General features: G+C 61.3%; 25 protein-coding genes and 1 pseudogene. 14 read left to right on the top strand and 12 right to left on the bottom strand.

Annotated elements, in window-relative coordinates; translation table 11 throughout:
* The 3 genes and pseudogenes from ACIOMR_RS25965 to ACIOMR_RS25955 all read right to left on the bottom strand — a co-directional run.
* Positions 1 to 270, bottom strand: a pseudogene (locus ACIOMR_RS25965) (thiazole synthase); the annotation flags it as partial.
* Positions 271 to 335: 65 nt separating this feature from the next.
* Positions 336 to 536, bottom strand: coding sequence for a sulfur carrier protein ThiS (gene thiS, locus ACIOMR_RS25960; protein WP_008434168.1), 201 nt, complete (start codon positions 534 to 536; stop codon positions 336 to 338).
* Between the two features lie 71 nt (positions 537 to 607).
* A complete protein-coding gene (locus ACIOMR_RS25955; RefSeq protein ID WP_003213781.1) occupies positions 608 to 985 on the bottom strand; it encodes a DUF423 domain-containing protein in 378 nt (125 codons plus the stop codon).
* A 74-nt stretch (positions 986 to 1,059) separates the two neighbouring features.
* On the opposite strand from ACIOMR_RS25955, the gene mtgA reads away from it, so the two are divergent.
* Positions 1,060 to 1,782 (top strand): monofunctional biosynthetic peptidoglycan transglycosylase, encoded by a 723-nt coding sequence (gene mtgA, locus ACIOMR_RS25950; RefSeq protein WP_102370102.1) that lies wholly within the window; start codon positions 1,060 to 1,062, stop codon positions 1,780 to 1,782.
* 135 nt (positions 1,783 to 1,917) lie between these two features.
* Here the strand turns inward: mtgA and rpoH are convergent, their stop codons facing one another.
* From rpoH to ftsY, 4 genes are all read right to left on the bottom strand, one after another.
* A complete protein-coding gene (rpoH, locus tag ACIOMR_RS25945) occupies positions 1,918 to 2,772 on the bottom strand; it encodes an RNA polymerase sigma factor RpoH (RefSeq protein WP_003176698.1) in 855 nt (284 codons plus the stop codon).
* A 129-nt stretch (positions 2,773 to 2,901) separates the two neighbouring features.
* A complete protein-coding gene (gene ftsX, locus ACIOMR_RS25940) occupies positions 2,902 to 3,924 on the bottom strand; it encodes a permease-like cell division protein FtsX (protein ID WP_003213783.1) in 1,023 nt (340 codons plus the stop codon).
* Positions 3,921 to 4,592 (bottom strand): cell division ATP-binding protein FtsE, encoded by a 672-nt coding sequence (gene ftsE, locus ACIOMR_RS25935; protein WP_003213784.1) that lies wholly within the window; start codon positions 4,590 to 4,592, stop codon positions 3,921 to 3,923. Before ftsE ends, ftsX begins: the two co-directional genes overlap by 4 nt.
* Positions 4,589 to 6,016, bottom strand: a complete 1,428-nt coding sequence (ftsY, locus tag ACIOMR_RS25930; RefSeq protein WP_401197124.1) for a signal recognition particle-docking protein FtsY — start codon at positions 6,014 to 6,016, stop codon at positions 4,589 to 4,591. The genes ftsE and ftsY overlap by 4 nt, the downstream gene beginning before the upstream one ends.
* A 232-nt stretch (positions 6,017 to 6,248) precedes the next feature.
* Between ftsY and ACIOMR_RS25925 the strand changes: the two genes are divergently transcribed.
* The 4 genes from ACIOMR_RS25925 to ACIOMR_RS25910 all read left to right on the top strand — a co-directional run bounded on the left by ACIOMR_RS25925 (position 6,249) and on the right by ACIOMR_RS25910 (position 10,818).
* Entirely contained in the window at positions 6,249 to 7,604 is a 1,356-nt protein-coding gene (locus ACIOMR_RS25925; RefSeq protein ID WP_226475463.1) for a pitrilysin family protein, read from the top strand.
* Positions 7,597 to 9,087 (top strand): pitrilysin family protein, encoded by a 1,491-nt coding sequence (locus ACIOMR_RS25920; protein ID WP_178966234.1) that lies wholly within the window; start codon positions 7,597 to 7,599, stop codon positions 9,085 to 9,087. The genes ACIOMR_RS25925 and ACIOMR_RS25920 overlap by 8 nt, the downstream gene beginning before the upstream one ends.
* Positions 9,087 to 9,692, top strand: coding sequence for a 16S rRNA (guanine(966)-N(2))-methyltransferase RsmD (gene rsmD / locus ACIOMR_RS25915; protein ID WP_003213788.1), 606 nt, complete (start codon positions 9,087 to 9,089; stop codon positions 9,690 to 9,692). The genes ACIOMR_RS25920 and rsmD overlap by 1 nt, the downstream gene beginning before the upstream one ends.
* Positions 9,693 to 9,822: 130 nt before the next feature.
* Complete coding sequence (locus tag ACIOMR_RS25910; RefSeq protein ID WP_401197119.1) at positions 9,823 to 10,818, top strand: hydrolase; 996 nt, start codon at positions 9,823 to 9,825, stop codon at positions 10,816 to 10,818.
* A 47-nt stretch (positions 10,819 to 10,865) separates the two neighbouring features.
* On the opposite strand, the gene ACIOMR_RS25905 is transcribed toward ACIOMR_RS25910, so the two are convergent.
* Entirely contained in the window at positions 10,866 to 11,720 is an 855-nt protein-coding gene (locus ACIOMR_RS25905; RefSeq protein ID WP_087693253.1) for a sulfurtransferase, read from the bottom strand.
* 39 nt (positions 11,721 to 11,759) lie between these two features.
* Positions 11,760 to 12,431, bottom strand: a complete 672-nt coding sequence (locus tag ACIOMR_RS25900; RefSeq protein ID WP_003213791.1) for a TetR/AcrR family transcriptional regulator — start codon at positions 12,429 to 12,431, stop codon at positions 11,760 to 11,762.
* A 147-nt stretch (positions 12,432 to 12,578) separates the two neighbouring features.
* Between ACIOMR_RS25900 and ACIOMR_RS25895 the strand changes: the two genes are divergently transcribed.
* The 5 genes from ACIOMR_RS25895 (at position 12,579) to ACIOMR_RS25875 (ending at position 17,299) form a co-directional block, all read left to right on the top strand.
* Positions 12,579 to 14,006, top strand: coding sequence for a coniferyl aldehyde dehydrogenase (locus ACIOMR_RS25895; protein ID WP_177035301.1), 1,428 nt, complete (start codon positions 12,579 to 12,581; stop codon positions 14,004 to 14,006).
* Between the two features lie 28 nt (positions 14,007 to 14,034).
* Positions 14,035 to 14,580 carry a twin-arginine translocation pathway signal protein gene (locus ACIOMR_RS25890; RefSeq protein ID WP_401197114.1) on the top strand — a complete coding sequence of 182 codons (546 nt, stop codon included), beginning with the start codon at positions 14,035 to 14,037 and terminating at the stop codon, positions 14,578 to 14,580.
* A 33-nt stretch (positions 14,581 to 14,613) separates the two neighbouring features.
* Positions 14,614 to 16,209, top strand: a complete 1,596-nt coding sequence (locus ACIOMR_RS25885) for a GMC family oxidoreductase (RefSeq protein WP_003213795.1) — start codon at positions 14,614 to 14,616, stop codon at positions 16,207 to 16,209.
* A 114-nt stretch (positions 16,210 to 16,323) separates the two neighbouring features.
* Complete coding sequence (gene coaD / locus ACIOMR_RS25880; RefSeq protein WP_003176711.1) at positions 16,324 to 16,803, top strand: pantetheine-phosphate adenylyltransferase; 480 nt, start codon at positions 16,324 to 16,326, stop codon at positions 16,801 to 16,803.
* A gap of 244 nt (positions 16,804 to 17,047) precedes the next feature.
* Entirely contained in the window at positions 17,048 to 17,299 is a 252-nt protein-coding gene (locus tag ACIOMR_RS25875; RefSeq protein WP_003213796.1) for a YfhL family 4Fe-4S dicluster ferredoxin, read from the top strand.
* Positions 17,300 to 17,432: 133 nt separating this feature from the next.
* Here the strand turns inward: ACIOMR_RS25875 and mutM are convergent, their stop codons facing one another.
* The gene (mutM, locus tag ACIOMR_RS25870; protein WP_008438968.1) at positions 17,433 to 18,245 is read right to left on the bottom strand and encodes a bifunctional DNA-formamidopyrimidine glycosylase/DNA-(apurinic or apyrimidinic site) lyase; all 813 of its coding nucleotides are present in this window, start codon (positions 18,243 to 18,245) and stop codon (positions 17,433 to 17,435) included.
* A gap of 21 nt (positions 18,246 to 18,266) precedes the next feature.
* Positions 18,267 to 19,079: an HDOD domain-containing protein gene (locus ACIOMR_RS25865; protein WP_177009126.1), complete on the bottom strand. Its 813-nt coding sequence runs from the start codon at positions 19,077 to 19,079 to the stop codon at positions 18,267 to 18,269.
* A gap of 209 nt (positions 19,080 to 19,288) precedes the next feature.
* On the opposite strand from ACIOMR_RS25865, the gene ACIOMR_RS25860 reads away from it, so the two are divergent.
* The 4 genes from ACIOMR_RS25860 (at position 19,289) to ilvD (ending at position 24,763) form a co-directional block, all read left to right on the top strand.
* Entirely contained in the window at positions 19,289 to 20,485 is a 1,197-nt protein-coding gene (locus tag ACIOMR_RS25860; protein ID WP_003213799.1) for a class I SAM-dependent rRNA methyltransferase, read from the top strand.
* Positions 20,486 to 20,717: 232 nt separating this feature from the next.
* A complete protein-coding gene (locus tag ACIOMR_RS25855; RefSeq protein ID WP_003213800.1) occupies positions 20,718 to 21,914 on the top strand; it encodes an MFS transporter in 1,197 nt (398 codons plus the stop codon).
* A gap of 218 nt (positions 21,915 to 22,132) precedes the next feature.
* A complete protein-coding gene (locus ACIOMR_RS25850; RefSeq protein WP_003213801.1) occupies positions 22,133 to 22,591 on the top strand; it encodes an REP-associated tyrosine transposase in 459 nt (152 codons plus the stop codon).
* A gap of 330 nt (positions 22,592 to 22,921) precedes the next feature.
* A complete protein-coding gene (gene ilvD / locus ACIOMR_RS25845; RefSeq protein ID WP_401197107.1) occupies positions 22,922 to 24,763 on the top strand; it encodes a dihydroxy-acid dehydratase in 1,842 nt (613 codons plus the stop codon).
* Between the two features lie 193 nt (positions 24,764 to 24,956).
* Here ilvD and ACIOMR_RS25840 read toward each other — a convergent pair whose 3' ends face one another.
* Positions 24,957 to 26,015: a phosphorylcholine phosphatase gene (locus ACIOMR_RS25840; protein ID WP_003213803.1), complete on the bottom strand. Its 1,059-nt coding sequence runs from the start codon at positions 26,013 to 26,015 to the stop codon at positions 24,957 to 24,959.
* Positions 26,016 to 26,204: the final 189 nt, after the last annotated feature.

The following is a 26,204-nucleotide window of genomic DNA, read 5'->3' as shown; positions in this document are numbered from 1 at the left end:
GCGCACTGATTCGATGGCGTCGTAGCAACCGGCGGTGTTCGGCAGGAAGGTGTAGCGATCCGGCGACAGCACTTCGAGCAGGTTCGGCTCGCCCTCGATCTGGCCGAGGTTGGTGCGGCGCACGGCGAAAGTAACGATCTCGGCGCCCGAGGCTTCGATGGCCAGGCGGGTTTCTTCCATGTCGCGGTACTTGCCGGTGCCGACCAGCAGACGCGACTGGAAGGTACGACCGGCCAGGACGAAAGGCTTGTCGCTACGAACGATGCTCATGGGAAATCCTCGAGTTGGGGTGAGGTTCTGCAGAATGCGGGTTGGCGCCCTGGAGCGCCGGACGGCTAGCCGCCGCCGATGGCGTGGACCACTTCGACCTGGTCACCCTCGGTGAGCGCGGTCTCGACGTGCTGGCTACGCGGGACGATATCCTGGTTGAGCTCCACTGCGACGCGGCGTCCGGTCAAGTCCAGACGGGTCAGCAGGGCCGCAACGGTTTCACCGTCGGGCAGTTCAAAGGGTTCGCCGTTCAACTGAATGCGCATGCCACGGGCCGCCATCGTTTTTAGGGGCCAGCATTCTAGCGTGATTGGCGTTGCTGGCCCAAGCCCCTTGGTCAGGCAGCCTGTAGACGCCACGCCGCCAAACCGAGGAAGAACCAGCCCAGCAGGAACGCCAGGCCACCAAACGGGGTGATGATGCCGAGCTTGCTGATGCCGGTCATGGTCAGCACATACAGGCTGCCGGAGAACAGCAGGATGCCCACGGCAAAGGACACCCCCGCCCACGTCACCAGCCTGCCCGGAATGTGCGCCGCCAACAGTGCCACGCCGAACAGCGCCAGGGTGTGCACCAACTGGTAGGTCACGCCGGTGTGGAAAATCGCCAGGTACTCGGCGCTCAGGCGGTTTTTCAGGCCGTGGGCGGCAAACGCGCCCAGGGCGACGCCGGTGAAACCGAAAAAGGCAGCCAGCATCAGAAAGCCACGCAACATGAGGAACTCCAGTCAGACTCAGGGGGCAGGGTCTGTATAATGGCCCGCTCAACGGGTTCGGCCAAGCCATCTCTATGCTGCGTCTCCTCTTCAAGCGTTTTCTCAAAGCCCTCAAGTGGTTTGCCATCGGCAGCGTGCTGCTGGTGCTGCTGTTCCGTTTCGTGCCACCACCGGGCACTGCGCTGATGGTTGAGCGCAAGGTCGAGTCCTGGGTCGACGGCGAGCCGATTGACGTACAGCGCACGTGGGTGCCGTGGGATCAGATCTCCGACGAACTGAAAGTGGCGGTGATGGCGGGCGAAGACCAGCGCTTCCCGCAACATTGGGGTTTTGATTTCGACGCGATCCAGGCGGCGTTGCTGCATAACGAGCGCGGCGGTTCGATTCGCGGCGCCAGCACCTTGAGCCAGCAGGTGTCGAAGAATCTGTTTTTGTGGACCGGCCGCAGCTATTTCCGCAAAGGCCTGGAAGCCTGGTTTACCGGGCTGATCGAGATTCTCTGGCCCAAGCAGCGAATTCTTGAGGTGTACCTCAACAGCGTGGAGTGGGATGAAGGCGTGTTCGGCGCCGAAGCGGCGGCGCGGCATCACTTTGGCGTGAGCGCCAAGGCGCTGACCCGCCAGCAGGCCAGCTACCTGGCGGCGGTGCTGCCTAATCCGCGGGTGTGGAGTGCCAGCCATCCAACGTCGTATGTCGCGCGACGGGCGGCGTGGATTCGGCAGCAGATGAGTCAGTTGGGTGGCGACAGCTATTTGAATGAGCTGAACAACTCGCGCAAGGCGCCCTGGGCTGACTGACACCCCACAAAACAAATGTGGGAGCGGGCTTGCTCGCGAAAGCGGTGTGCCAGTCAATACCTTAGGTGACTGATCCACCGCTTTCGCGAGCAAGCCCGCTCCCACATTTCGATCGCGTTGTCCTAGCTACCTGTGTCAGGCGGCGATCGACAGTTTCAGCTTGTTCATCGCACTCTTCTCGAGCTGACGAATCCGCTCGGCCGACACGTTGTACTTCTGCGCCAGGTCGTGCAGCGTGGCTTTTTCTTCTGCCAACCAGCGCTGGTAGAGAATGTCACGGCTGCGGTCGTCCAGCACTTCCAGCGCTTCGTGCAGGTTGTGATTGGAGTTGTCGCTCCAGTCGGCATCTTCCAGCTGACGCGCCGGGTCGTACCGGTGGTCTTCCAGGTAGTTGGCCGGCGATTGGAAGGCGCTGTCGTCGTCCGCTTCGGCGGCCGGGTCGAAGGCCATGTCATGGCCGGTCAGGCGACTTTCCATCTCGCGCACTTCACGTGGCTCTACGCCGAGGCTTTCGGCCACGCGATGCACTTCTTCGTTGTTCAGCCACGCCAGGCGTTTCTTCTGGCTACGCAGGTTGAAGAACAGTTTGCGCTGGGCCTTGGTGGTCGCGACTTTCACGATGCGCCAGTTGCGCAGGATGAATTCGTGAATTTCCGCCTTGATCCAGTGCACAGCAAACGACACCAGGCGCACACCCATTTCCGGGTTGAAGCGCTTCACAGCTTTCATCAGGCCAACGTTGCCTTCCTGAATCAGGTCAGCCTGGGCCAGGCCGTAGCCGCTATAGCTACGGGCGATATGTACGACAAAACGCAGGTGGGCGAGCACCATCTGCCGAGCCGCCCCCAAATCCTGCTCATAGTAGAGACTCTCGGCCAGTTCACGCTCCTGCTCGGGCGTCAGCAATGGAATGCTGTTGACCGTGTGCACATAGGCCTCCAGGTTCGCACCCGGGACCAGAGCATAAGCAGGTTGCAAAGAAGTGGTCATACGAAAAAACCTCCGACTCACATAACTCGTGCAGTTCAGCACTGCGAAAATTGACCGGGAACCGTAGGACAAGTTCCCTAAACCACTGATACGGTCAATACAAACGAAACCACATTACCCTGACATTAACTACTTCGGTGCCAGCTCACGTAAATGCCGTGCGACCGCAATCCAAGCACCGATATACCCCAAGAGCACTGCCCCAAGCAACAATGACAGACCATCGGCTGCCGGCACGCCGGCCAGGGCAAAATCGCTGCCGTACAAACCGGCAAGCCCCACCACCGCATCGTTCAGCCAGTTCAGGCCAAAAGCCAGTACGCCCCAGGACAAAATTCCCGCACCGAAGCCATAAAGCGCGCCCATGTACAGGAAAGGCCGACGCACATAGCTGTCCGTGCCGCCGACGAGTTTAATCACTTCTATCTCGGTGCGGCGGTTTTCAATATGAAGACGAATGGTATTGCCTATCACCAAAAGTAATGCAGACACCAGCAACACCGTCAGGCCGAACACAAACCGGTCGCCCAGCTTGAGAATCGCGGCCAACCGCTCTACCCAGACTAGATCAAGTTGTGCCTGTTGGACCTTCGGCAGCTCTGCGAGTTTTTGTCGCAGGGCTTCCAGGGTGGTCTTGTCGACCTCGTTCGGGGTGACCAGCACCACGCCAGGCAGCGGGTTTTGCGGCAACTCCTTGAGCGCCTCGCCCAGGCCGGACTGTTGCTGGAACTCTTCCAGGGCTTGATCGCGGCTGATGTACTCAGCCTCGGCCACACCCGGAATGCCCTTGATCTGGTCGCGCAGGGACTCACCGTCCTGGGCGCTGGCATCCAGGTTCAGGTACAGGGAAATCTGCGCCGCCCGCTGCCACGAACCGCCAAGGCGCTCGACATTGTTCAGCAGCAATGACAAGCCCATGGGCAGGCTCAAGGCCACGGCCATGACCAGGCAGGTAAAAAAGCTGCCGATCGGCTGCTTGCCGAGGCGGCGCAGGCTGTCTACCAGGCTGGCACGGTGGCTTTCGATCCAGGCATGCACCAGGGTGCCGAAATCCGGGCCATCGTCTTCGTCGCGTTTTTTCTTCTGTGGCTGCGGGTCGGCCGCCTTTGGCGCGACGCGCTCGGAAACCTTCGGGCTGCGTGTTGCACTCATACCCCAGCCTCCCCGTCACCGATCAGGCGGCCGCGTTGCAGGGTCAGCATGCGGTGGCGCATGCGGGCGATCAGCGCCAGGTCGTGACTGGCGATCAGCACGCTGGTGCCCAGGCGGTTGATGTCTTCGAACACGCCCATGATTTCTGCGGCCAGGCGCGGGTCGAGATTACCGGTGGGTTCGTCCGCCAGCAGCAAGGCCGGGCGATGGACGATGGCGCGGGCGATGCCGACGCGCTGTTGCTGGCCGGTGGACAGGTCGCCTGGGTACAGGTCGGTCTTGTCCGACAGCGCCACGCGCTCCAGGGCCGAATCCACGCGCTTGACGATTTCGGCCTTGGACAGACCGAGAATCTGCAACGGCAAGGCGATGTTGTTGAACACCGTGCGATCGAACAGCAACTGGTGGTTCTGGAACACCACGCCGATCTGGCGACGCAGGAATGGAATCTGTGCGTTGCTGATGGTTGCCAGGTCCTGGCCCGCCAGCAGCAGTTTGCCGGTGGTTGGGCGCTCCATGGCCAGCAGCAGGCGCAACAAGGTACTTTTACCGGCACCCGAATGGCCGGTCACAAACAAGAATTCGCCGCGACGCACCCGGAAACTCAGCTCATGCAAGCCGACATGCCCGTTGGCGTAGCGTTTACCGACCTGTTCGAAACGAATCATGAACGCTCCCGCTCGGCAAACAGTGCCTGTACAAAGGGTTCGGCTTCAAAAGTGCGCAGGTCGTCGATGCCTTCACCGACGCCGATGTAACGAATCGGCAACCCGAACTGCTTCGCCAGGGCGAAGATCACACCGCCCTTGGCCGTGCCGTCGAGCTTAGTCAATGCCAGGCCGGTCAGCTGGACCGTCTGGTGGAATTGTTTGGCCTGGCTGATGGCGTTCTGGCCGGTACCGGCGTCCAGCACCAGCAACACCTCGTGGGGCGCGTCGGCATCGAGCTTGCCGATCACGCGGCGAACTTTCTTCAGCTCTTCCATCAGGTTGTCTTTGGTGTGCAAGCGACCGGCGGTATCGGCGATCAGCACATCAATGTTGCGCGCTTTGGCGGCCTGCACCGCATCGAAGATCACCGAAGCCGAATCGGCGCCGGTGTGCTGGGCGATGACCGGGATCTTGTTGCGCTCGCCCCAGACCTGCAATTGCTCCACGGCGGCGGCACGGAAGGTGTCACCGGCGGCGAGCATGACTTTCTTGCCTTCCAGTTGCAGCTTCTTCGCCAGCTTGCCGATGGTGGTGGTCTTGCCGGCGCCGTTGACGCCAACCACCAGGATCACAAACGGCTTTTTCTGCGTATTGATGATCAGCGGCGCTTCCACCGGCTTGAGCATGTTGGCCAGCTCGGCCTGCAGCGACTTGTAGAGCGCATCGGCGTCGGTCAGCTGCTTGCGCGCGACCTTCTGGGTCAGGCTCTGGATGATCACGGCGGTGGCTTCGACGCCCACGTCGGCGGTCAGCAGGCGGGTTTCGATGTCCTCCAGCAGCTCGTCATCGATGGTCTTTTTGCCGAGGAACAGGCTGGCCATGCCTTCGCCGATGCTGGCGCTGGTCTTGCTCAGGCCTTGCTTGAGGCGGGCAAAGAAACCGGTCTTGCCGGTTTCGGCAGGAACAGCAGGCTCTTCGATGACTGCTGGCGCGGCGACGGCGACCGGAACAGGTTTGGCGACCACCGGTGCAAGCACCTCAACCACTGGCGGCGCCTGGACCACAACGGGCGCAGGCTCCACGAGGGCCGGAATCGGCGGAGCCACATGCTCGGCCAGCTCGTCTTCAACCAGTGCTACAGGCTCTTCTGCCACCGGCAACACCAGCCATGGCTTGTGCTCTGGCTCTGGCTCTGGCTCTGGCTCTGGCGCAGGTTCTGGCTCAACCACCGGCTGCAACACCGGCTCGGCCATCGGCAACACCACCGGGGCCGGTGTTTCGGCAACCGGTTCGGCTTCTACTATGGATTCGGGGATCGGTTCAGCTTGAACCTGCGGCTGTTCGACGACGGTTTCCTGCGGCTTTTTGCGCAGCCATCCGAACAGGCCTTTTTTCTCGCCAGCCGCAGCTGGGGTCTTCTTGTCGTCGTTGGAACCAAACATGGAGACGGCTATCTCAAGGTAGCGACGCGCCAGGGGGCGTGCCGGTAAATAAAATTCGATGCGTAACAGACTGTTTTTTAGCCAGCTCGTTCATGCGCAACATTTTGTAAGGCCTAAATAGAGCCTTAACAAGACAGCCATAGTGGCCGTCCCTAGGTCGGACCAGTATCCTAGCACCTCCTCGCCCGCCGACGCTAAGACCAAGCGGGCAGCCCAACAGGTTTAAAAACGAATGAATGCTCTAGCCCGCCGCGCCGCAGGCCTGCTGCTCAGCACAGTTTGTCTGCCCCTTTCAGCTTTGGCTGCCGACCCACAACCCACCCACGAATTCACCCTGGACAACGGCCTCAAGGTCGTCGTGCGCGAAGACCATCGCGCCCCGGTGGTGGTTTCCCAGGTCTGGTACAAGGTTGGCTCCAGCTATGAAACCCCGGGCCAGACCGGTTTGTCCCACGCCCTGGAACACATGATGTTCAAGGGCAGCGCCAAGGTCGGCCCCGGCGAGGCTTCGTTGATCCTGCGTGACCTGGGCGCCGAAGAAAACGCTTTCACCAGCGACGACTACACCGCCTACTACCAGGTGCTGGCCCGTGACCGCCTGGGCGTCGCCTTCGAGCTGGAAGCCGACCGCATGGCCAGCCTGCGCCTGCCGGCCGACGAGTTCAGCCGCGAGATCGAGGTGATCAAGGAAGAGCGCCGGATGCGCACCGACGACAACCCGATGTCCAAGGCCTATGAGCGCTTCAAGGCCATGGCCTACCCGGCCAGCGGCTACCACACGCCGACCATCGGCTGGATGGCCGACCTGGACCGCATGAAGGTTGAAGAACTGCGCCACTGGTACCAATCCTGGTACGTGCCGAACAACGCCACCCTGGTAGTGGTGGGCGACGTAACCCCGGATGAAGTCAAAACCCTGGCCCAGCGCTATTTCGGCCCGATCCCCAAGCGCGACGTCCCCCCGGCGAAAATCCCGCTGGAGCTGGCCGAGCCCGGTGAGCGCCTGCTGACTCTGCATGTACAGACCAAACTGCCGAGCGTGATCCTTGGTTTCAACGTGCCGAGCCTGGCCACCGCTGAAGACAAACGCTCGGTCAACGCCCTGCGCCTGATCTCGGCCCTGCTGGACGGCGGCTACAGCGCGCGCATCTCGACACAACTGGAGCGCGGCGAAGAGCTGGTGTCCGGCGGCTCGTCGAGCTACGACGCCTACACCCGCGGTGACAGCCTGTTCACCCTGACTGCCACACCGAACCTGCAAAAGAAAAAGACCGTGGCCCAGGCTGAAGCCGGCCTTTGGCGCCTGCTGGATGAGCTGAAGGCCAAACCACCGAGCGCTGAAGAACTGGAGCGTATCCGCGCCCAGGTCATCGCCGGGGTGGTTTACCAGCGCGACTCGATCACCAGCCAGGCCACTGCCATCGGTTCCCTGGAGACGGTGGGCCTGTCCTGGAAACTCATGGACACCGAGCTGGCCGAGCTGCAAAGCGTCACCGCCGAAGATATCCAGAAAGCTGCACGCACCTATTTCACCCGCGAACGTCTCAGCGTCGCCCATGTCTTGCCTGAGGAGACCGCTCATGAGTGAACGTAAAAACAACCGCCTGGTGCTGCCCGGCCTGATCGTTGTGACTTTGGCTGCGGCCTGCGCGGTGTATTTGCTGCGCCCCAGCGAATCCGTCGCCAGCCAGGCGCTGGAGCAGGCCAAGTCCGCCAACAAGCTGCAATCCCTGGCCGAGCTGGACGACAAGGCGCCGACCAACCGCAAGCTCGACGTGCAAACCTGGACCACCGCCGAAGGCGCCAAGGTGCTGTTCGTCGAAGCCCATGAACTGCCGATGTTCGACATGCGCATCCTGTTCGCCGCCGGCAGCAGCCAGGACGGCGCAACACCAGGCCTGGCGCTGTTGACCAACGCAATGCTCAACGAAGGCGTGCCGGGCAAGGACGTCAGCCAGATTGCCGCCGGTTTCGACGGCCTGGGTGCCGATTTCAGCAATGGCGCCTACCGCGACATGGCGCTGGTTTCCCTGCGCAGCCTGAGCGCCAGCGACAAGCGTGACGCCGCCCTGTCACTGTTTGACGACGTGATCGGCAAGCCGACCTTCCCGGCAGACTCCCTGGCGCGCATCAAGAACCAGCTGCTGGCCGGCTTTGAATACCAGAAACAGAATCCCGGCAAACTGGCGAGCATCGAGCTGTTCAAGCAGCTCTATGGCGACCACCCTTACGCCCATCCGAGCGAAGGCAACGCCGAGAGCGTGCCGAAGGTGACTCTCGCGCAATTGAAGGACTTCCACGCCAAGGCCTACGCCGCCGGCAACGCAGTGATTTCTGTAGTCGGCGATCTGACCCGTGCCGAAGCCGAAGCCATGACCGCCAAGGTTTCCGCGTCCCTGCCAAAAGGCCCGGCGCTGACGAAAATCGCCCAACCGGTCGAGCCCAAGGCTGGCACCACGCACATCGAGTTCCCGTCCAAGCAGACAACCCTGCTGCTGGCGCAACTGGGTATCGACCGTGCCGACCCGGATTACGCCGCGCTGTCACTGGGTAACCAGATTCTCGGCGGCGGTGGCTTCGGCACCCGTTTGATGAGCGAAGTGCGCGAGAAACGCGGCCTGACCTACGGCGTATACTCCGGCTTCTCGCCGATGCAGGTACGCGGCCCGTTCATGATCAACCTGCAAACCCGCGCCGAAATGAGCGCCGGCACGCTGCGATTGGTGCAGGACGTACTCGCCGACTACCTCAAGACCGGCCCGACACAGAAAGAACTCGATGACGCCAAGCGCGAACTGGCCGGCAGCTTCCCGCTGTCCACCGCGAGCAACGCCGATATCGTCGGGCAGCTGGGCGCCATGGGTTTCTACAACCTGCCGCTGAGCTACCTGGAAGATTTCATGAAACAATCCCAGGCGCTGACCGTTGACCAGGTCAAAGCTGCTTTGAACAAACATTTGAGTGCCGACAAGATGGTCATCGTGACCGCCGGCCCGACGATTGCGCAAAAGCCACTACCGCCCCCCACTGATAAACCCGCCGAGCAACCGCTCGGGGTTCCGGAGCATTAATGGCCCGTCCATCCCGTCCCAAAAAACCTGTCCACAACGTTCACAACGGTGTGGGCCAACTGCGCATCATCGGCGGAGAGTGGGGCAGCCGTAAGCTGAGCTTCCCTGATGTCGTGGGCCTGCGCCCGACGCCAGACCGCGTGCGTGAAACCCTGTTCAACTGGCTCGCGCCGTATATCGCCGGGGCCAAGGTGCTGGACCCGTTCGCGGGTAGCGGCGCGTTGTTCCTTGAAAGCCTGTCCCGTGGCGCTGCCTTGGGCCAGGCGCTGGATGCCAGCAACGTGGCGGTTGCCAGCCTCAAGGAACACCTGGGCACCCTGCGTTGCACCACGGGGCAAGTGCAGACGGCTGATGCGCTGCGCTACCTGGAAACCCAGGAAGCCCGCGAGTTTGACGTGGTGTTCCTCGATCCGCCGTTTAATCAGAACCTGCTGCCGACCGTTTGCGCGTTGCTGGAAGAGCGCCAGTGGTTGGCACCGGATGCCTGGATCTACACTGAAAGCGAAACCGCACCGTCCACACTCGGTCTGCCGGGCACCTGGCGCCTGCACCGCGAGCAGAAATCCGGGCGGGTGTATTACGCGTTGTGGCAACGCACCGTGTAGGAGCGAGCTTGCTCGCGAAGATCGTTAACGATGACGCGGGAAACCAGGGGAACGCGGTGATCTTGAGTTTTTCGCGAGCAAGCTCGCTCCTACAATGATTGGAGCAAGCCCATTCGGCACCGAGAATTTCATGACTCCGCCCCTCGACCCCTTCTCCCCCGCCTTCGGCCTCGGCAACCCGCACCTGCAAACGCTGTGGGGACCGCTGTGGCGCAAAACCACCCACATCGAACGCCAGCGCGAACGGCTGTGGCTGGCAGACGGCGACTTTCTCGACCTCGACTGGCACGGGCCCCATGAGGCAACCACCCCGTTGGTGCTGGTCCTGCATGGCCTGACCGGCTCGTCTAACTCGCCCTATGTAGCCGGCCTGCAAAAAGCCCTGGCGGCTCAAGGCTGGGCCAGCGTGGCACTGAACTGGCGTGGCTGTTCCGGCGAACCCAACCTGCTCGCCCGCAGCTACCATTCCGGCGCCAGTGAAGACCTGGCCGAAACCATCGCTCACCTGCGGGCCAAGCGCCCGTTGGCGCCGCTGTATGCGGTGGGGTATTCACTGGGCGGCAATGTGCTGCTCAAGTACTTGGGCGAAACCGGCGAAGCCTGCGGGCTGCAAGGCGCGGCCGCCGTGTCGGTACCGTTTCGCCTGGATCAGTGCGCCGATCGCATTGGCCTGGGCTTTTCTCGGGTTTATCAGAAGCATTTCATGCGCGAAATGCTGGCCTATATCCGCGTCAAACAAAGCCGGTTTCTCAAGGATGGCCGCGAGGCAGGCCTGAAAACCCTCGCCGACCTGGGCTCGCTGGAGAAGATGCGCACGTTCTGGGACTTTGACGGCCGCGTCACCGCGCCGCTGCACGGGTTCCTCAGTGCCGAGGACTACTACCGCCGCGCCTCCAGCCGCTACTACCTCGGGGGCATTCGCACACCAACCCTGATCATCCAGGCCGCGGACGACCCGTTCGTGTTCGCCCACAGCCTGCCCGAGGCCAGCGAACTGTCGGATTGCACCGAGTTCGAACTGCTGGCCAAGGGCGGGCATGTCGGGTTTGTGGATGGCTCGCTGAAACAGCCAACTTACTACCTGGAACGAAGAATCCCGGAGTGGCTACTGACACAACGCCGATAAAAATGTGGGAGCTCCCACACTTTGGCTCAGACCGGGTCAGGCAGACCTCAGTCGCCTGTTGCAACTTCCCGCTTTGGATCAGTGATCCACTCGCTCCACGACCCCGCGTACAACTTGCCCAACGGGTAACCCGCCAGGCACAGCGCAAACAGGTTGTGGCAGGCAGTCACGCCCGAGCCGCAGTAGGCCACCAGGTCATCCGGCGAGCGGTCTTGCAGCTTGGCGGCGAAGCGTTGCTTGAGCTGGTCCGCCGGCAGGAAACGGCCGTCGCTGCCCAGGTTTTCATTGAATGCGGCACATTGCGCGCCGGGGATATGCCCGGCAACCGGGTCGATCGGCTCCACTTCACCACGAAAACGCGGCTGGGCGCGGGCGTCGATCAGGGTCAGGCCGGGCTGGCCAAGGCGTTTCTGCAGGTGTTCGGCGTCCAGTTGCAAGTGGTTGTCCGGCGTGCCGCTGAAGGTGCCGGGCTCGATCACCGGCGCATCCAGGCTCAACGGGAAGCCCGCCGCGTGCCAGGCTTTCAGGCCGCCATCGAGGATGAACACACCGTCGCGCTTGCCCAGCCAGGCCAGCAGCCACCAGGCACGGGCGGCATAGGCACCGGGGCCGTCGTCATACAAAACGATATCGCTGTCGGCGTTAACGCCCCATGCCCGCAGTTGCCGGATAAACGCATCCGGCGCCGGCAACGGATGGCGACCGGTCACGCCCTTGATTATCGGCCCGCTGAGGTGGCGCTCCAGGTCGGCATACTGCGCCCCTTCGATATGCCCTTCGGCGTAGCTGCACAGGCCGTAGTCCGGGTCTTCCAGGGCAAAGCGGCAATCGAGGATCACCAGCCCGCCGGACTTCTGGCGCTCGGCCAGTTGCTGGGGGCTGATCAGTTGGGCAAGCGGCATGACTGACTCCTGTGGCTAGGTTAGCGTTCGGGAAACATCCTACTTCACTTCTTCCAGCGCCTGATTCAACGGCACGTAAAACTCTTTAAACAGCGCATCCACCGCGTCCTTGGCCTTGGGGGTGATAAACCCGGCTTCCAGCACCAGCACCTGGTACACACCGCGCTTGATGGCCTCAGCGCTCAGGTGCGTGGACTTTTCATTGGTGGTGCACAGGAAGCGCACCCATGAGGTGAGGATGATCCAGGCGTTGAGGGTCAGGGCTTCGGTTTGTACCGGGTCCATGTTCAGGATGCCGGCATCGACAAAACCCTGGTAGATGGCTGCGCCCTGGATCAGGCAACGCTGGGAGAACCGCCGATAGCCGGTGGCCAGCTCCGGGTCGCTTTCCAGCAGGTGTTCGAGGTCACGGTGCAGGAAGCGGTAGCGCCACATGCCGGCCAGCACCGCCTGCAGGTAGAAGCGCTTATCTTCCACGGTCACCGCACGGCCCTGGGGCGGGCGCAGGAAGCTGTCCACCAACGCTTCGTACTCACGAAACAGCACTGCGATAATCGCCTGCTTGTTGGGGAAGTGGTAGTACAGGTTGCCCGGGGAAATTTCCATATGGGCGGCGATATGGTTGGTGCTGACACTGCGCTCGCCCTGCTGGTTAAACAGCTCCAGGCTGGTTTGCACAATGCGCTCGCTGGTCTTTACTCGTGGTGCCATGGGAAATCAACTTCTAGACCCGTGATGGCGGCATCTTACGGACTATCCTTGTCGGGATAAATCGGCACGTATGTGCAATGTTATTTGACAATTTAGAGCAATAACTCTAAAAACTGAAGCATTCCAATAACAATCGGGAACTTCGCCATGTCTGCCAACGTTGCCTACCTGCAAGATTCCCAGGCGCTGGACCAGCTCCAGGAACTGTTCGACGCCCAACGTCGGGCCTACGCCGCCAACCCGATGCCGCCGGCCGCCCAGCGCCAGCAATGGCTCAAGGCCTTGCGCGAGCTGCTGAGTGACGAGCGCCAGGCGCTGATCAACGCCATCAGCAGTGATTTCAGCCACCGCAGCGCCGACGAAACCCTGTTCGCCGAACTGATGCCCAGCCTGCATGGCATTCACTACGCCAGCAAACACCTCAAGGGTTGGATGAAACCTTCCCGCCGCGCTGTAGGCATTGCCTTCCAGCCCGCGTCCGCCAAGGTCATCTATCAACCCCTGGGTGTGGTCGGGGTGATCGTGCCCTGGAACTACCCGTTGTACCTGGCCATCGGTCCGCTGGTGGGTGCATTGGCGGCCGGCAACCGGGTGATGCTCAAGCTCAGCGAATCCACCCCCGCCACCGGCCAGTTGCTCAAGACGCTGCTGGCGAAGATCTTCCCCGAGGACCTGGTGTGCGTGGTGCTCGGCGAGGCTGAAGTGGGCATGGCGTTTTCCAAGCTGCGCTTCGACCACCTGCTGTTCACCGGCGCCACCAGCATCGGCAAGCACGTGATGCGCGCGGCGGCCGAACACCTGACGCCGGTCACCCTGGAACTGGGCGGCAAATCACCGGCGATTGTTTCCGCCGACGTGCCGCTCAAGGACGCCGCCGAACGCATCGCCTTCGGCAAGGCGCTGAATGCCGGGCAAACCTGCGTGGCGCCGGACTACGTGCTGGTGCCGGAAGACCGTGTAGACGGCTTCGTCGAGGCCTACAGCAAGGCGGTTCGCGGGTTCTATCCGACCCTGGCCGACAACCCGGACTACACCGCCATCATCAACGAACGACAGTTGGCCCGGCTCAACGGCTACGTGAAAGACGCCACCGACAAGGGTGCCACCCTGGTCCCGCTGTACGACCAGGGCCAGGACCGCCGCATGGCCCACAGCCTGCTGCTGAATGTCAGCGACGAGATGACCGTGATGCAGGACGAAATCTTCGGCCCGGTGCTGCCGATCGTGCCGTATCGCGGCCTCGACCAGGCCTTTGCCTACATCAATCAGCGCCCTCGCCCACTGGCGCTGTATTACTTCGGCTACAACAAGGCGGAACAGAACCGCGTACTGCACGAAACCCATTCCGGCGGCGTGTGCCTGAACGACACGTTGCTGCACGTAGCCCAGGACGACATGCCCTTCGGCGGCATCGGCCCGTCGGGCATGGGCCATTACCACGGCCATGAAGGTTTCCTGACGTTCAGCAAGGCCAAGGGCGTGCTGATCAAGCAACGCCTGAACGCGGCCAAGCTGATTTACCCGCCCTATGGCAAATCCATCCAGAAGTTGATCCAGAAGCTGTTCGTCCGCTAACAAACCCATCACCGGGATAACAATAAGAATGAACCCTAGCCTGACTGAATCACCCGCGCTGTCACGGCGCGGTGTCTTGAAACTCGGCCTGTGCGCCAGCGCCTTCCTGGCCACCGCCGGGCTGGGCGCCAGCCTCAGCGGCTGCTCCAGCAGCACCCCGGCCAGCGGCTTTGCGATGTTGCGCAGCAGTGACCTGCCATTTTTGCGGGCAGTGATCCCGGTGCTGCTGGAGGGCGTGGCCAGCGCCGAGGTGGTGGTGGCCGGCATCAACGACACCCTGAAAAAGCTCGACTTCAGCCTGCAACACCTGTCGCCCGAGATGTTCAAGCTGACCCAGCAACTGTTCGACGTATTGGGCATGGCCGTCACCCGTGGGCCGCTGACCGGGGTGTGGGGCAGCTGGGAAAACGCCAGCGCCGAGCAGATCCGCAACTTCCTGCACCGCTGGGAAAACAGCTACCTGAACCTGCTGCGCATGGGCCAGGGCTCGTTGCTCAAACTGGTGATCATGGCCTGGTATTTCCGCCCCGAGTCCTGGGCGCATTGCGGCTACCCCGGCCCACCGAAAATCTGATTCGCATCCCGATAAAAACAAGAGACGACCCTGATGCCCGTACCTGATCTGTTCCGCGATGGCATGGCCCGCGGCTGGAAAACCCACAATGGCGCCGCCCTCGACCAGGACCTGACCCTGGAAGCCGACGTCGCGATCATCGGCAGCGGCGCCGGCGGCGGCACCACCGCCGAAATCCTCAGCGCCGCCGGCTACAAGGTGCTGCTCATCGAAGAAGGCCCGTTGAAGACCAGCAACGACTTCAAGCTGCTGGAAGACGAGGCCTACGCCAGCCTCTACCAGGAAGGCATCGGCCGCATGAGCAAGGACGGCGCTATCACCATCCTGCAGGGCCGCGCGGTCGGCGGCACCACGCTGATCAACTGGACCTCCAGCTTCCGCACCCCGGACCCGACCCTCGCCCACTGGGCCAGCGAGTACGCGGTCAAGGGCCACAGCAGCGCCGAAATGGCGCCCTGGTTCGAAAAAATGGAACAACGCCTGGGCATCGCGCCTTGGGCCATGCCGCCGAATGCCAACAATGACGTGATCCGCAAGGGCTGCGAAAAGCTTGGCTACAGCTGGCACGTGATCCCGCGCAATGTGCGCGGCTGTTTCAACCTGGGGTATTGCGGCATGGGTTGCCCGGTCAACGCCAAGCAATCAATGCTGGTGACCACCATTCCGTCCACCCTGGAGAAAGGCGGCGAGCTGCTGTACCTGGCCCGTGCCGAACGCCTGAAGTTCAGCGGCGACACCATCACCAGCCTCGAATGCGTGGCCATGGATCAGTATTGCGTGGCACCCACCGGCCGCAAGATCACAGTCAAAGCCAAGCATTACGTACTGGCCGGCGGCGGCATCAACAGCCCGGCGCTGCTGCTGCGCTCGGACGCACCCGATCCCCACTCGCGCCTGGGCAAGCGAACCTTTTTACACCTGGTGAATTTTTCCGCAGGGTTGTTCGACGAGGTGATCAACCCGTTCTACGGCGCGCCGCAGTCGATTTATTCCGATCACTTCCAATGGCAGGACGGCACTACCGGCAAAATGTCCTACAAGCTCGAAGTACCGCCACTGCATCCGGGCCTGGCCAGCACCTTGCTCGGCGGCTACGGCACGCAGAACGCGCTGGACATGGGTCAACTGCCGAAAACCCACGCCATGCTGGCGCTGCTGCGGGACGGCTTCCACCCCGACAGCCCGGGTGGCACAGTCGAATTACGCGGCGATGGCACACCGGTGCTCGATTATCAGGTTTCGCCCTACGCCTGGGACGGCCTGCGCCGGGCATTCCACAGCATGGCGGAAATTCAGTTTGCCGGCGGCGCCAAGTCGGTGATGCCGCTACACGGCGATGCGCGCTACGTGAACACCTTGGCTGAAGCCCGCAGCATGATCGACGGGTTGAACCTCGAATTGCACCGAACCCGGCTCGGCAGCGCTCATGTAATGGGCGGTTGCGCGATGGGGGAAGAACCGAAAAACGCCGTGGCCGACAGCCTTGGGCGCCATCATCAACTGCGCAACTTGTCGATCCACGATGGCTCGCTATTCCCCACCAGCATTGGCGCTAACCCGCAGTTATCGGTGTATGGATTGACGGCGCAACTGGCGACGGCATTGGCCGAACGTCTGAAAACGGCCTGAAAAAACCGGGTATTCGCGGTGTCTATAGTGCTTTCTTCTGAATAAGTTGACTTGGCCGACCGGGATGGCTGCGATACCATCCGGTTCCCCAACGGACTCCGCCAGGACGACGCGATGAACCGAGTGTTGTACCCAGGTACCTTCGACCCAATCACCAAGGGCCATGGCGATCTGGTCGAACGCGCCTCGCGCTTGTTCGACCATGTGATTATCGCGGTCGCTGCCAGCCCCAAGAAAAACCCGCTGTTTCCCCTGGAACAGCGCGTGGAGCTGGCCCGTGAGGTCACCAAGCATCTGCCCAACGTTGAAGTGGTCGGCTTCTCGACGCTGCTGGCGCACTTCGCCAAGGAACAGAACGCCAATGTGTTCCTGCGCGGCCTGCGGGCGGTGTCGGATTTCGAATACGAATTCCAGCTGGCCAACATGAACCGCCAACTGGCGCCGGACGTGGAAAGCCTGTTTCTTACGCCTTCGGAACGTTATTCGTTCATTTCCTCGACGTTGGTCCGGGAAATCGCGGCGTTGGGCGGGGATATCACCAAGTTCGTGCACCCGGCTGTGGCGGATGCTCTCACCCTGCGATTCAAGAAATAATCCCGGACTTTGGGCTTATTGTGGCGAGGGGCTTGTCTGTGGCGAGGGGGCTTGTCCCCCGTTGGGCTGCGAAGCAGCCCCAATAAAGACGCCGCGTAGTTTCAGGTAAAACCCGTTCGCCTGATTCGGGGCCGCTTCGCGCCCCAACGGGGGACAAGCCCCCTCGCCACAGGGGCGCCAATGCGGCACAATTGCGCGCATTAGTTTTCAGATGCCTTGGCTGACAGCCCTGGCAGGAGTTTCCATGTCCCTGATCATCACCGACGATTGCATCAACTGCGACGTCTGCGAACCCGAGTGCCCGAACGCTGCCATTTCCCAGGGTGAAGAGATCTATGTGATCGACCCCAACCTGTGCACCCAGTGTGTCGGCCACTACGACGAACCCCAGTGCCAGCAGGTTTGCCCGGTGGATTGCATTCCGCTGGACGAGGCTCATCCGGAAACGGAAGAGCAACTGATGGAGAAGTACCGGTTGATTACCGGGAAGGCCTAAGTCCCTTGGCGCTTCATTAAGCCCCTTCGCGAGCAAGCCTGCTCCCACATTCGGCCGAGTTCCACCTTTGGAATGCAGTCGAATGTGGGAGCGGGCTTGCTCGCGAAGAGGCCATCAGCAGCACCACAAATCGTCAGCTCTGACACTTCGGGCAAAACACACTCGCCCGCTGCCCCAGCATCACGTTGCGCAACTCAGTCCCACAGACCTTGCACGCCTCGCCACCACGGCCATAGACGAACAATTCCTGCTGGAAATACCCCGGCTGCCCGTCGCCGCCGATAAAGTCCCGCAACGTGGTGCCGCCGCGCTCGATGGCCGCCGCCAGGATGCGTTTGATCTCAATCGCCAGCTTCAGGTAACGCCCACGGGAAATGCCCTTGGCTTCCCGACGCGGATCAATCCCAGCGGCAAACAGCGCTTCCGTCGCATAGATATTGCCTACGCCCACCACCACTGCGTTATCCATGATGAACGGCTTCACCGCCATCGAGCGTCCACGGGACAGCTGGAATAGCCGCTCGCCGTCGAACAGGTCGGTCAACGGCTCCGGCCCCAGGCGGATCAGCAGCTCGTGGTTCAGCGGGTCGAGGCTCCAGAGCATCGCGCCAAAGCGTCGCGGGTCGGTGTAGCGCAGGGCCAGGCCCGACTCCAGTTCTATATCCACATGCTCATGCTTGGCCGCCGGGCTGCCGGCTTCCACAAGGCGCAGGTTGCCCGACATCCCCAAGTGGCTGATCAGCGTGCCGACCTCGGCATTGATCAACAAATACTTGGCCCGCCGCTCCACCAGCACGATGCGTTGCCCGGACAGCCGCACATCCAGGTCTTCCGGGATCGGCCAGCGCAGGCGCCGCTCACGCACCACCACACGGCTGACCCGCTGGCCTTCCAGGTGCGGCGCAATTCCGCGCCGGGTGGTTTCGACTTCCGGTAACTCGGGCATGTGTACCTCTTGGAAAAAGGGTTAGTGCGCGCCCAGCTCGCGGATCGACAACTTCAAACTCTCGAAGTCGTAGTCCGACAGGCCGATATGGTCCAGCACCAGCGGGCCGATGGCGTTCCACTCATGGTCATCCATCTGGTTGCCCAGCACGCGGTACGACGCACAAATGTGCTCGGCCATTTTCAGGATCGCCAGCAGGTTTTTCAGCTGCGGCTTGTGGTTGGACTCGTCGCTGAAAATCGCCAGGGCATTGTGGTGATTGGCGATGGCATCGGTCACATGTTCCGGCAGGCGCCAGGATTTGGCGGTGTAGTAACCCACCACGGCATGGTTGGTGTTGAACGCCTGGTTCTCGGTGTCGACCACACGGCACTCCGGGCCGGCGTTGGCATAGGCCTCTTCCAGCACACTCATGTAGTTCGGGAAACGCTTGAGCATCAACGGCACGCCACAATCGTGGAACAGCCCCAATGCGTAGGCTTCATCGACCGCCTGGCTGCCGGTGCGCTTGGCCAGGGCCAGGCAGGTCATGGCCACGTCCTGGGCGGTGTCCCAGAAACGGTTGAGGGTGACGATGGTGTCGTCGCTCATCTCGCCCTTGATCGACTGCGCGTTGATCAGGTTGACGATGGAGCGGCTGCCCAGCAGGTTCACCGCGCGCTGGATCGAGACGATCTTGTTGCTCAGACCGTAATACGGCGAATTGACGATCTTCAGCAGCGAGCCGGAGAGGCCCGGGTCCTGGGCGATCAACCGGGCGATCACTTCCAGGTCCGGATCGGGCATGTACTGCTCCATCTGCAAATCCACCATGATTTGCGGTTGAGGCGGCACGCTGATGCCTTGGAGGCTCTGTTGGATCTGTTCGGCGGATAGCTCTTGGGACATAGGGGGCACACTCTGGACTAGGCGGCGATTCTAACCTTTATGGCAACCAGGCTGACACCTCAAAAACCCGAACTGAACCGCTTCCACATGTCCGGCGGCGCCGCCAAGTACTGCACAACACGGTATACTCCCGCTCTTTTTTCCGGAGCGACGTCATGTCCCTGCCAAGCCTGCGTCTCAAAGCCAACGCCGATCGTCGTTTGCGCAACGGCCACCTGTGGGTCTACAGCAACGAAATCGATGTGGCCGCCACACCTCTTCACGGCTTCCAGGCAGGCGACCAGGCGATCCTGGAAGCAGCCGGCGGCAAGACCCTCGGCATCGTGGCCATGAGCCCGAACAACCTGATCTGCGCCCGCCTGCTGTCCCGCGACATCAAGTTGCCGCTGGACAAGTCGCTGCTGGTGCACCGCATCAACGTCGCCCTGTCCCTGCGTGACCGCCTGTTCGACAAGCCGTTCTACCGCCTGGTGTACGGCGATTCCGACTTGTTGCCAGGCCTGGTGGTCGACCGTTTCGGCGACATCCTGGTGGTGCAGATCGCTTCGGCGACCATGGAAGCCCACAAGGAAGACGTGATTGCCGCACTGACCCAAGTGCTCAAGCCAAGCGGCATCCTGTTCAAGAACGACTCCGCCGCGCGTGATGCCGAAGGCCTCAACCGCTACGTCGAAACCGTGTTCGGCCTGGTGCCGGAGTGGGTGGCACTGGAAGAAAACGGCGTGAAGTTCGAAGCGCCGGTGATCCAGGGCCAGAAGACCGGCTGGTTCTACGACCACCGCATGAACCGCGCTCGCCTGGCTCCGTATGCCAAAGGCAAACGCGTACTCGACCTGTACAGCTACATCGGCGGCTGGGGCGTGCAAGCGGCCGCCTTCGGTGCCAGTGAAGTGTTCTGCGTCGACGCCTCCGCCTTCGCCCTCGACGGCGTGGAGCGCAACGCGGCACTGAACGGCGTTGCCGAGAAAATGACCTGCATCGAAGGCGACGTGTTCGAAGCCCTCAAAGAGCTGAAAGCCAGCGAAGAGCGTTTCGACGTGATCGTGGCCGACCCGCCTGCCTTCATCAAGCGCAAGAAAGACATGAAAAACGGCGAAGGCGCCTACCGCCGCCTGAACGAGCAAGCCATGCGCCTGCTCAGCAAGGACGGCATCCTGGTCAGCGCTTCGTGCTCGATGCACTTGCCGGAAGACGACCTGCAAAACATCCTGCTGACCAGCGCCCGTCACCTGGATCGCAATATCCAGATGCTGGAACGCGGCGGCCAGGGCCCGGACCACCCGGTGCACCCGGCGATTGCCGAGACCCGGTATATCAAGAGCATTACTTGCCGGTTGTTGCCGAATAGCTAACGCCCAATTGGAACCGGATCAACTGTAGGAGCGAGCTTGCTCGCGAAAGACGAATAGACAACACGGGCTACCTGATAGCGCTGCGTTATCGTTGACGTTCTTCGCGAGCAAGCTCGCTCCTACAGCGGCAACACACACCATCATGGGCTTGGCCTCCCACAACACTTTTGATTGAATTCCCCGTTTCGCAGACTAGTATCGGTTTCTGGTTTTACTCCGGAAAATAAAAACAATGTCTGAGTCCTCTTATTCGCCACCCCATGGCGACGTAAAACGCCAACAACGCTCGCGCTTCATCCTCATCACCTGCATCTCGCTGATCAGCTTCTTCCCGATCAATATCCTGCTGCCCTCCTTTCCAGCCCTGGCCGCGAAGTTCGATACCTCAACTGCTGAGGTCGCCTTATCCATCAGCCTGTTCACTCTGGTTTTTGCGATTTCCCAACTGATCGCCGGCCCGCTTTCAGATAAATTCGGGCGCAAGGAAGTGCTGCTGGGGTGCATCGTGGTTTCCACCCTAGGCTCGATCGGCTGCGCACTGGCGGCGAATTACCCGAGTTTCCTGCTGTTTCGCGCCGTCCAGGCCATCGGCTGTGGCTTTTTTGTGCTCGGCCATGCGCTGGTTGAAGACCTTTTCGAAGAGCAGGATCGCGCCCGCATCCGCATCTACTACATGACCCTGAGCGGATCGTTCGTTGCGCTGTCGCCGCTGCTCGGCTCCTGGCTGCAAACCACATTTGATTGGCAGGGCAGCTTTTATGGATTTGCGGTGATGGCGCTAGGCATGTTTATCCATGCCTGGCTGATATTGCCGTCCAAGGCGGCCAGCCCTGAAAGAGCCCCTGTTTCGATCATCGCCACGCTGAAATCCATCGCAAGCAACCGGGACTTCATCCGTTACTGGTGGATCGCCGCGTTGGTATTCGCGTGTTACTTCGCCTTGATCAGCGTGACACCGCTGATTTTCATGGATGAGTTGAAGCTGTCCGAATACCAGTACGCGGTAGTGCTGATGGTGTATGGCGTTGCCTACCTGCTGGGCGGCGTTGCAGCAACTGCACTGCAGAAACATATCTCCCTCACGCGACAAATCAACCTCGGGCTGGGCCTGCTGGGGATCGCAGGCGTATTGCTGACGCTGGTGATCAGCTATGAGGCCATGACCACCATCACCCTGCTGATCCCGATGCTGATCAGCGCCCTGGCCGTGACCCTGGTTCGCCCCGCCGCGATTTCCGCGGCCATGTTGCTGTTCTCCAGCAGCGCCGGCACCGCCGCGTCGGCCGGCAACAGCATCATGTTCATCACCGCCGCCGTCAGCAGCGCCGCGCTCGCCCAAGCCGGAGACAACTTGCTGATGACCATCGCCATCAGCTTCATCGTGCTCAGCGTTTGGGGCGTAGTGACGAACATCAGAGTCGGACGCTAACGCTCTCCCACTCCCACTCCCACTGTAGGAGCGAGCTTGCTCGCGAAAAACATATAGGCGACACGGGCCACCTGATAGCGCTGCGTTATCGTTGACGTTCTTCGCGAGCAAGCTCGCTCCTACAGAAGGCATGACATATTCAGAACCAGTGTTTAAACGCCAATAGACACTGTTGCCTCCTACCGTCTCTCTTCTACCCACACGAAGAGGACGAAGGAATGTCCACCCAGCAAAACGCCCATCGGCTGCGTAAAGGCCGCTATTCGGAATCCGGCCGCATTTACCTGCTCACCGCCGTCACCCATCAACGACAGCTGGTCTTCCAGGACTGGCGCATTGGTCGCCTGCTTGTTCGCGAATTCAGAAAGGCTCAGGACGACGGCGAGGCGACCTCACTGGCCTGGGTCGTGATGCCGGACCATTTCCATTGGCTGGTGGAATTGCACAACGGCGATTTGCCGAGACTGATGCGGATTACCAAGTCGCGAAGTGCCCACGCCATTAACAAAGCGAGGAGTTGCCACGGGACACTTTGGCAAAAGGGCTACTTTGATCGGGCGCTACGCCGGGAAGATGACCTGAAAGCAACAGCTCGATACATCGTCGCCAATCCATTAAGAGCAGGGCTGGTTGAGCGTATCGGCGACTATCCGCTCTGGGACGCCATGTGGCTGTGAAATACGCAACCCTGTAGGAGCGAGCTTGCTCGCGAAAAACCAACAGACGACACGGACCACCTGATAGCGCTGCGTTACCGTTGACGTTTTTCGCGAGCAAGCTCGCTCCTACAGGTAGACGGCCATTCCCTCCGGCCGCCAGCGGTGTAGAATCGGACCTATTCATCGCCAGTCATCCCCCGGCGGGTTTATGAGCTCGAGGCCCAAGCAAGCGGCGATCCCGCGACGCGAGTGGCAACTTCCGGACACACGGCCATTTTTCGGGTGTTCCAGTCGTCAATTAGAAGCTCACTCCCCTTTAGTACTTGATTAGCCGCCCGGAGTGCTCCAATGCCTGATTACCGCTCGAAAACATCCACCCACGGCCGCAACATGGCCGGCGCCCGCGCACTGTGGCGCGCCACGGGGATGAAAGATGACGACTTCAAGAAGCCGATCATCGCGATTGCCAACTCGTTCACCCAGTTCGTACCCGGCCACGTCCACCTCAAGGACCTGGGCCAACTGGTCGCCCGCGAGATCGAACGCGCCGGCGGTGTAGCGAAAGAATTCAACACCATCGCCGTGGATGACGGCATCGCCATGGGCCATGACGGCATGCTGTATTCCCTGCCGAGCCGCGAGATCATCGCCGACTCCGTGGAATACATGGTCAACGCCCACTGCGCCGACGCCATCGTGTGCATCTCCAACTGCGACAAGATCACCCCCGGCATGCTGATGGCCGCCCTGCGCCTGAACATCCCGGTGATCTTCGTCTCCGGCGGCCCGATGGAAGCCGGCAAGACCAAGCTCGCCTCCCACGGCCTCGACCTGGTGGATGCCATGGTCATCGCCGCCGATTCCAGCGCTTCTGACGAGAAGGTCGCGGAATACGAGCGCAGCGCCTGCCCGACCTGCGGTTCGTGCTCCGGCATGTTCACCGCCAACTCGATGAACTGCCTGGTGGAAGCCTTAGGGCTCGCCTTGCCGGGCAACGGCTCGACACTGGCCACCCACAGCGACCGCGAGCAACTGTTCCTGCAGGCCGGCCGCACCATCGTCGAGCTGTGCAAGCGCTACTACACCGAGAACGATGAGTCGGTGTTGCCGCGCAACATCGCCAACTTCAAGGCGTTCGAAAACGCCATGACCCTGGACATCGCCATGGGCGGTTCCACCAACACCATCTTGCACTTGCTGGCCGCCGCGCAAGAAGCCGAGATCGACTTCGACCTGCGGGACATCGACCGCCTGTCGCGCAACGTGCCGCAACTGTGCAAAGTCGCGCCGAACATCCAGAAGTACCACATGGAAGACGTGCACCGCGCCGGCGGGATCTTCTCGATCCTCGGCTCCCTGGCCCGTGGCGGCCTGTTGCACACCGACCTGCCGACCGTGCACAGCAAATCCCTGGCCGAAGGCATCGCCAAGTGGGACATCACCCAGACCACTGACGAAGCCGTGCATCACTTCTTCAAGGCAGGCCCGGCCGGCATCCCGACGCAGACCGCGTTCAGCCAGTCGACCCGTTGGGAAACCCTCGACGACGACCGTGAAAACGGCTGCATCCGCAGTGTCGAGCATGCCTATTCGAAAGAGGGCGGCCTGGCCGTGCTGTACGGCAACATCGCCCTCGATGGCTGCGTGGTGAAAACCGCCGGTGTCGACGAGTCGATCCACGTGTTCGAAGGCCGCGCCAAGATCTACGAAAGCCAGGACAGCTCGGTACGCGGCATCCTCGCTGACGAAGTGAAGGAAGGCGACATCGTCATCATCCGTTACGAAGGCCCGAAAGGCGGCCCGGGCATGCAAGAGATGCTGTACCCGACGTCGTACCTGAAATCCAAGGGCCTGGGCAAAGCCTGCGCCTTGCTGACCGACGGCCGTTTTTCCGGCGGGACCTCGGGCCTGTCCATCGGCCACGCTTCGCCGGAAGCTGCTGCGGGCGGCGCCATCGGCCTGGTGCAGGATGGCGACAAGGTGCTGATCGACATTCCGAACCGCTCGATCAACCTGTTGATCAGCGATGAAGAACTGGCGGCACGCCGGGTCGAGCAGGACAAGAAAGGCTGGAAGCCGGTGGAGAAGCGTCCGCGCAAAGTCACCACCGCCTTGAAGGCTTACGCCCTGCTGGCCACCAGTGCCGACAAGGGTGCTGTGCGTAACAAGGCGATGCTTGACGGTCTGTAAACCTCGCCCATAAAAATGCCCCGCCATGTGCGGGGCATTTTTTTGTCTGGAGATAATTCCCCAAACAAAGAAGATCAACTGTGGGAGCGGGCTTGCTCGCGAATTGCGGTGTGCCAGTTACTGAATAAGCTGGCTGATCCACCGCCTTCGCGAGCAAGCCCGCTCCCACATTTTTGACCGAGTCCAGCCGTACTTACTGAATCTCGTCCGGCTTGACGATCACCCAGTTTTTATCCGCCGTCACCGGCAACCCTTCCTTGGCCTGGGCCGCAGCGTGCTTGGCCATCATGCCGTTGAGCTGGGTCATGTATTTGTCTTTACGGTTGATCCACAGGTGGATGCCGCCCTTGGCCACGTCCACGTCATGGAACAGCATGTAGCCGTCACTGGTCGGCGTGTCGCCACCGACGATCACCGGTTTTTTCCACTCGTCGATATAGGTCAGGATCGCTGCGTGCTTGCCGGCCATCCAGGTGGCCGGGGTCCACAGGTACGGGGTCAGCTCCAGGCCGAGGTTGGCCTTCTCGTCATACTTGCCGGCGGCAATCTGCTTGCGGGCGGTGGTCAGCTCGCCGGTCTTGCGGTCCTTGAGCAAGGTGCTCACGCCGATGACGTTCTCGGGTTTGACGTTGTAGCCGTACTTCGGATCGGCCGCGACCATGCGCACCAGTTCCTCGGACGCGGCGGTCATCACGTAGACCTCGATGCCGTTTTCCATCAGCTTGTTGAACAGCTCAGCCTGGCCGGTGAAGACCTTCGGCGGCTGCACTTCCATGTTCTTGACCACGTCACCGTCGTAATAGGTGACCGGCACCGGCTTGCCCGACGCCATCATCTCGTCGACGTAGCCCTTGAGTTCCTTGAGGGTGAAGCCGGAGAAAATCTGCGCGACCCACGGGTAGCAGACCATGTCGTCGACTTCGCAGAGGCGGTAGTAGTAACTGAAGAGGCTTTCCTTGTGGTCAGCGGTGTCTTTGAACGGGATCAGCTTCAGGGAAGGGTCCATGGTGTCGCGGGTGATCAGGCCCTTGTTTTCCAGGTACGGCAGCAACGACTCTTCAAGGTCGTAGCGGTAACTGGTGTTGTCCATGTCGAACACCGCGAAGTTGCCCTTGTTGGCATTGGCGGCAATCATCGTGTCCAGTTGCTTGGCGGCAGCCGCCGGCCAGTGTTTCAACTCGGTGGCGGCAAAGGCCTGGCTCGCAAGGCCCAGGCACAGCGCGGCGGCAAACAGTTTCGGCGCTAGCTTCATGTGCGTTTTCTCCCTGAGTGAAAGACATCGACGCTAACAAATCTGTATGACAGTTATCGCCCGAGCGCGACCGCTTTCGTCGTGATCGCGCCAATGCCATACGCCTGCGCGTCATCCGCTTATTCCAAAAACGACAGTCACCATGCGATAACGTTATTAAATCAATATATTTCAAGCTGTTAGGCTTGC

This window comes from Pseudomonas sp. NPDC087814 (assembly GCF_044742865.1).
GTDB lineage: Bacteria > Pseudomonadota > Gammaproteobacteria > Pseudomonadales > Pseudomonadaceae > Aquipseudomonas.
Note: the sequence above shows the minus strand (reverse complement) of the source record. Positions and strands in the feature narration are given on the sequence as shown.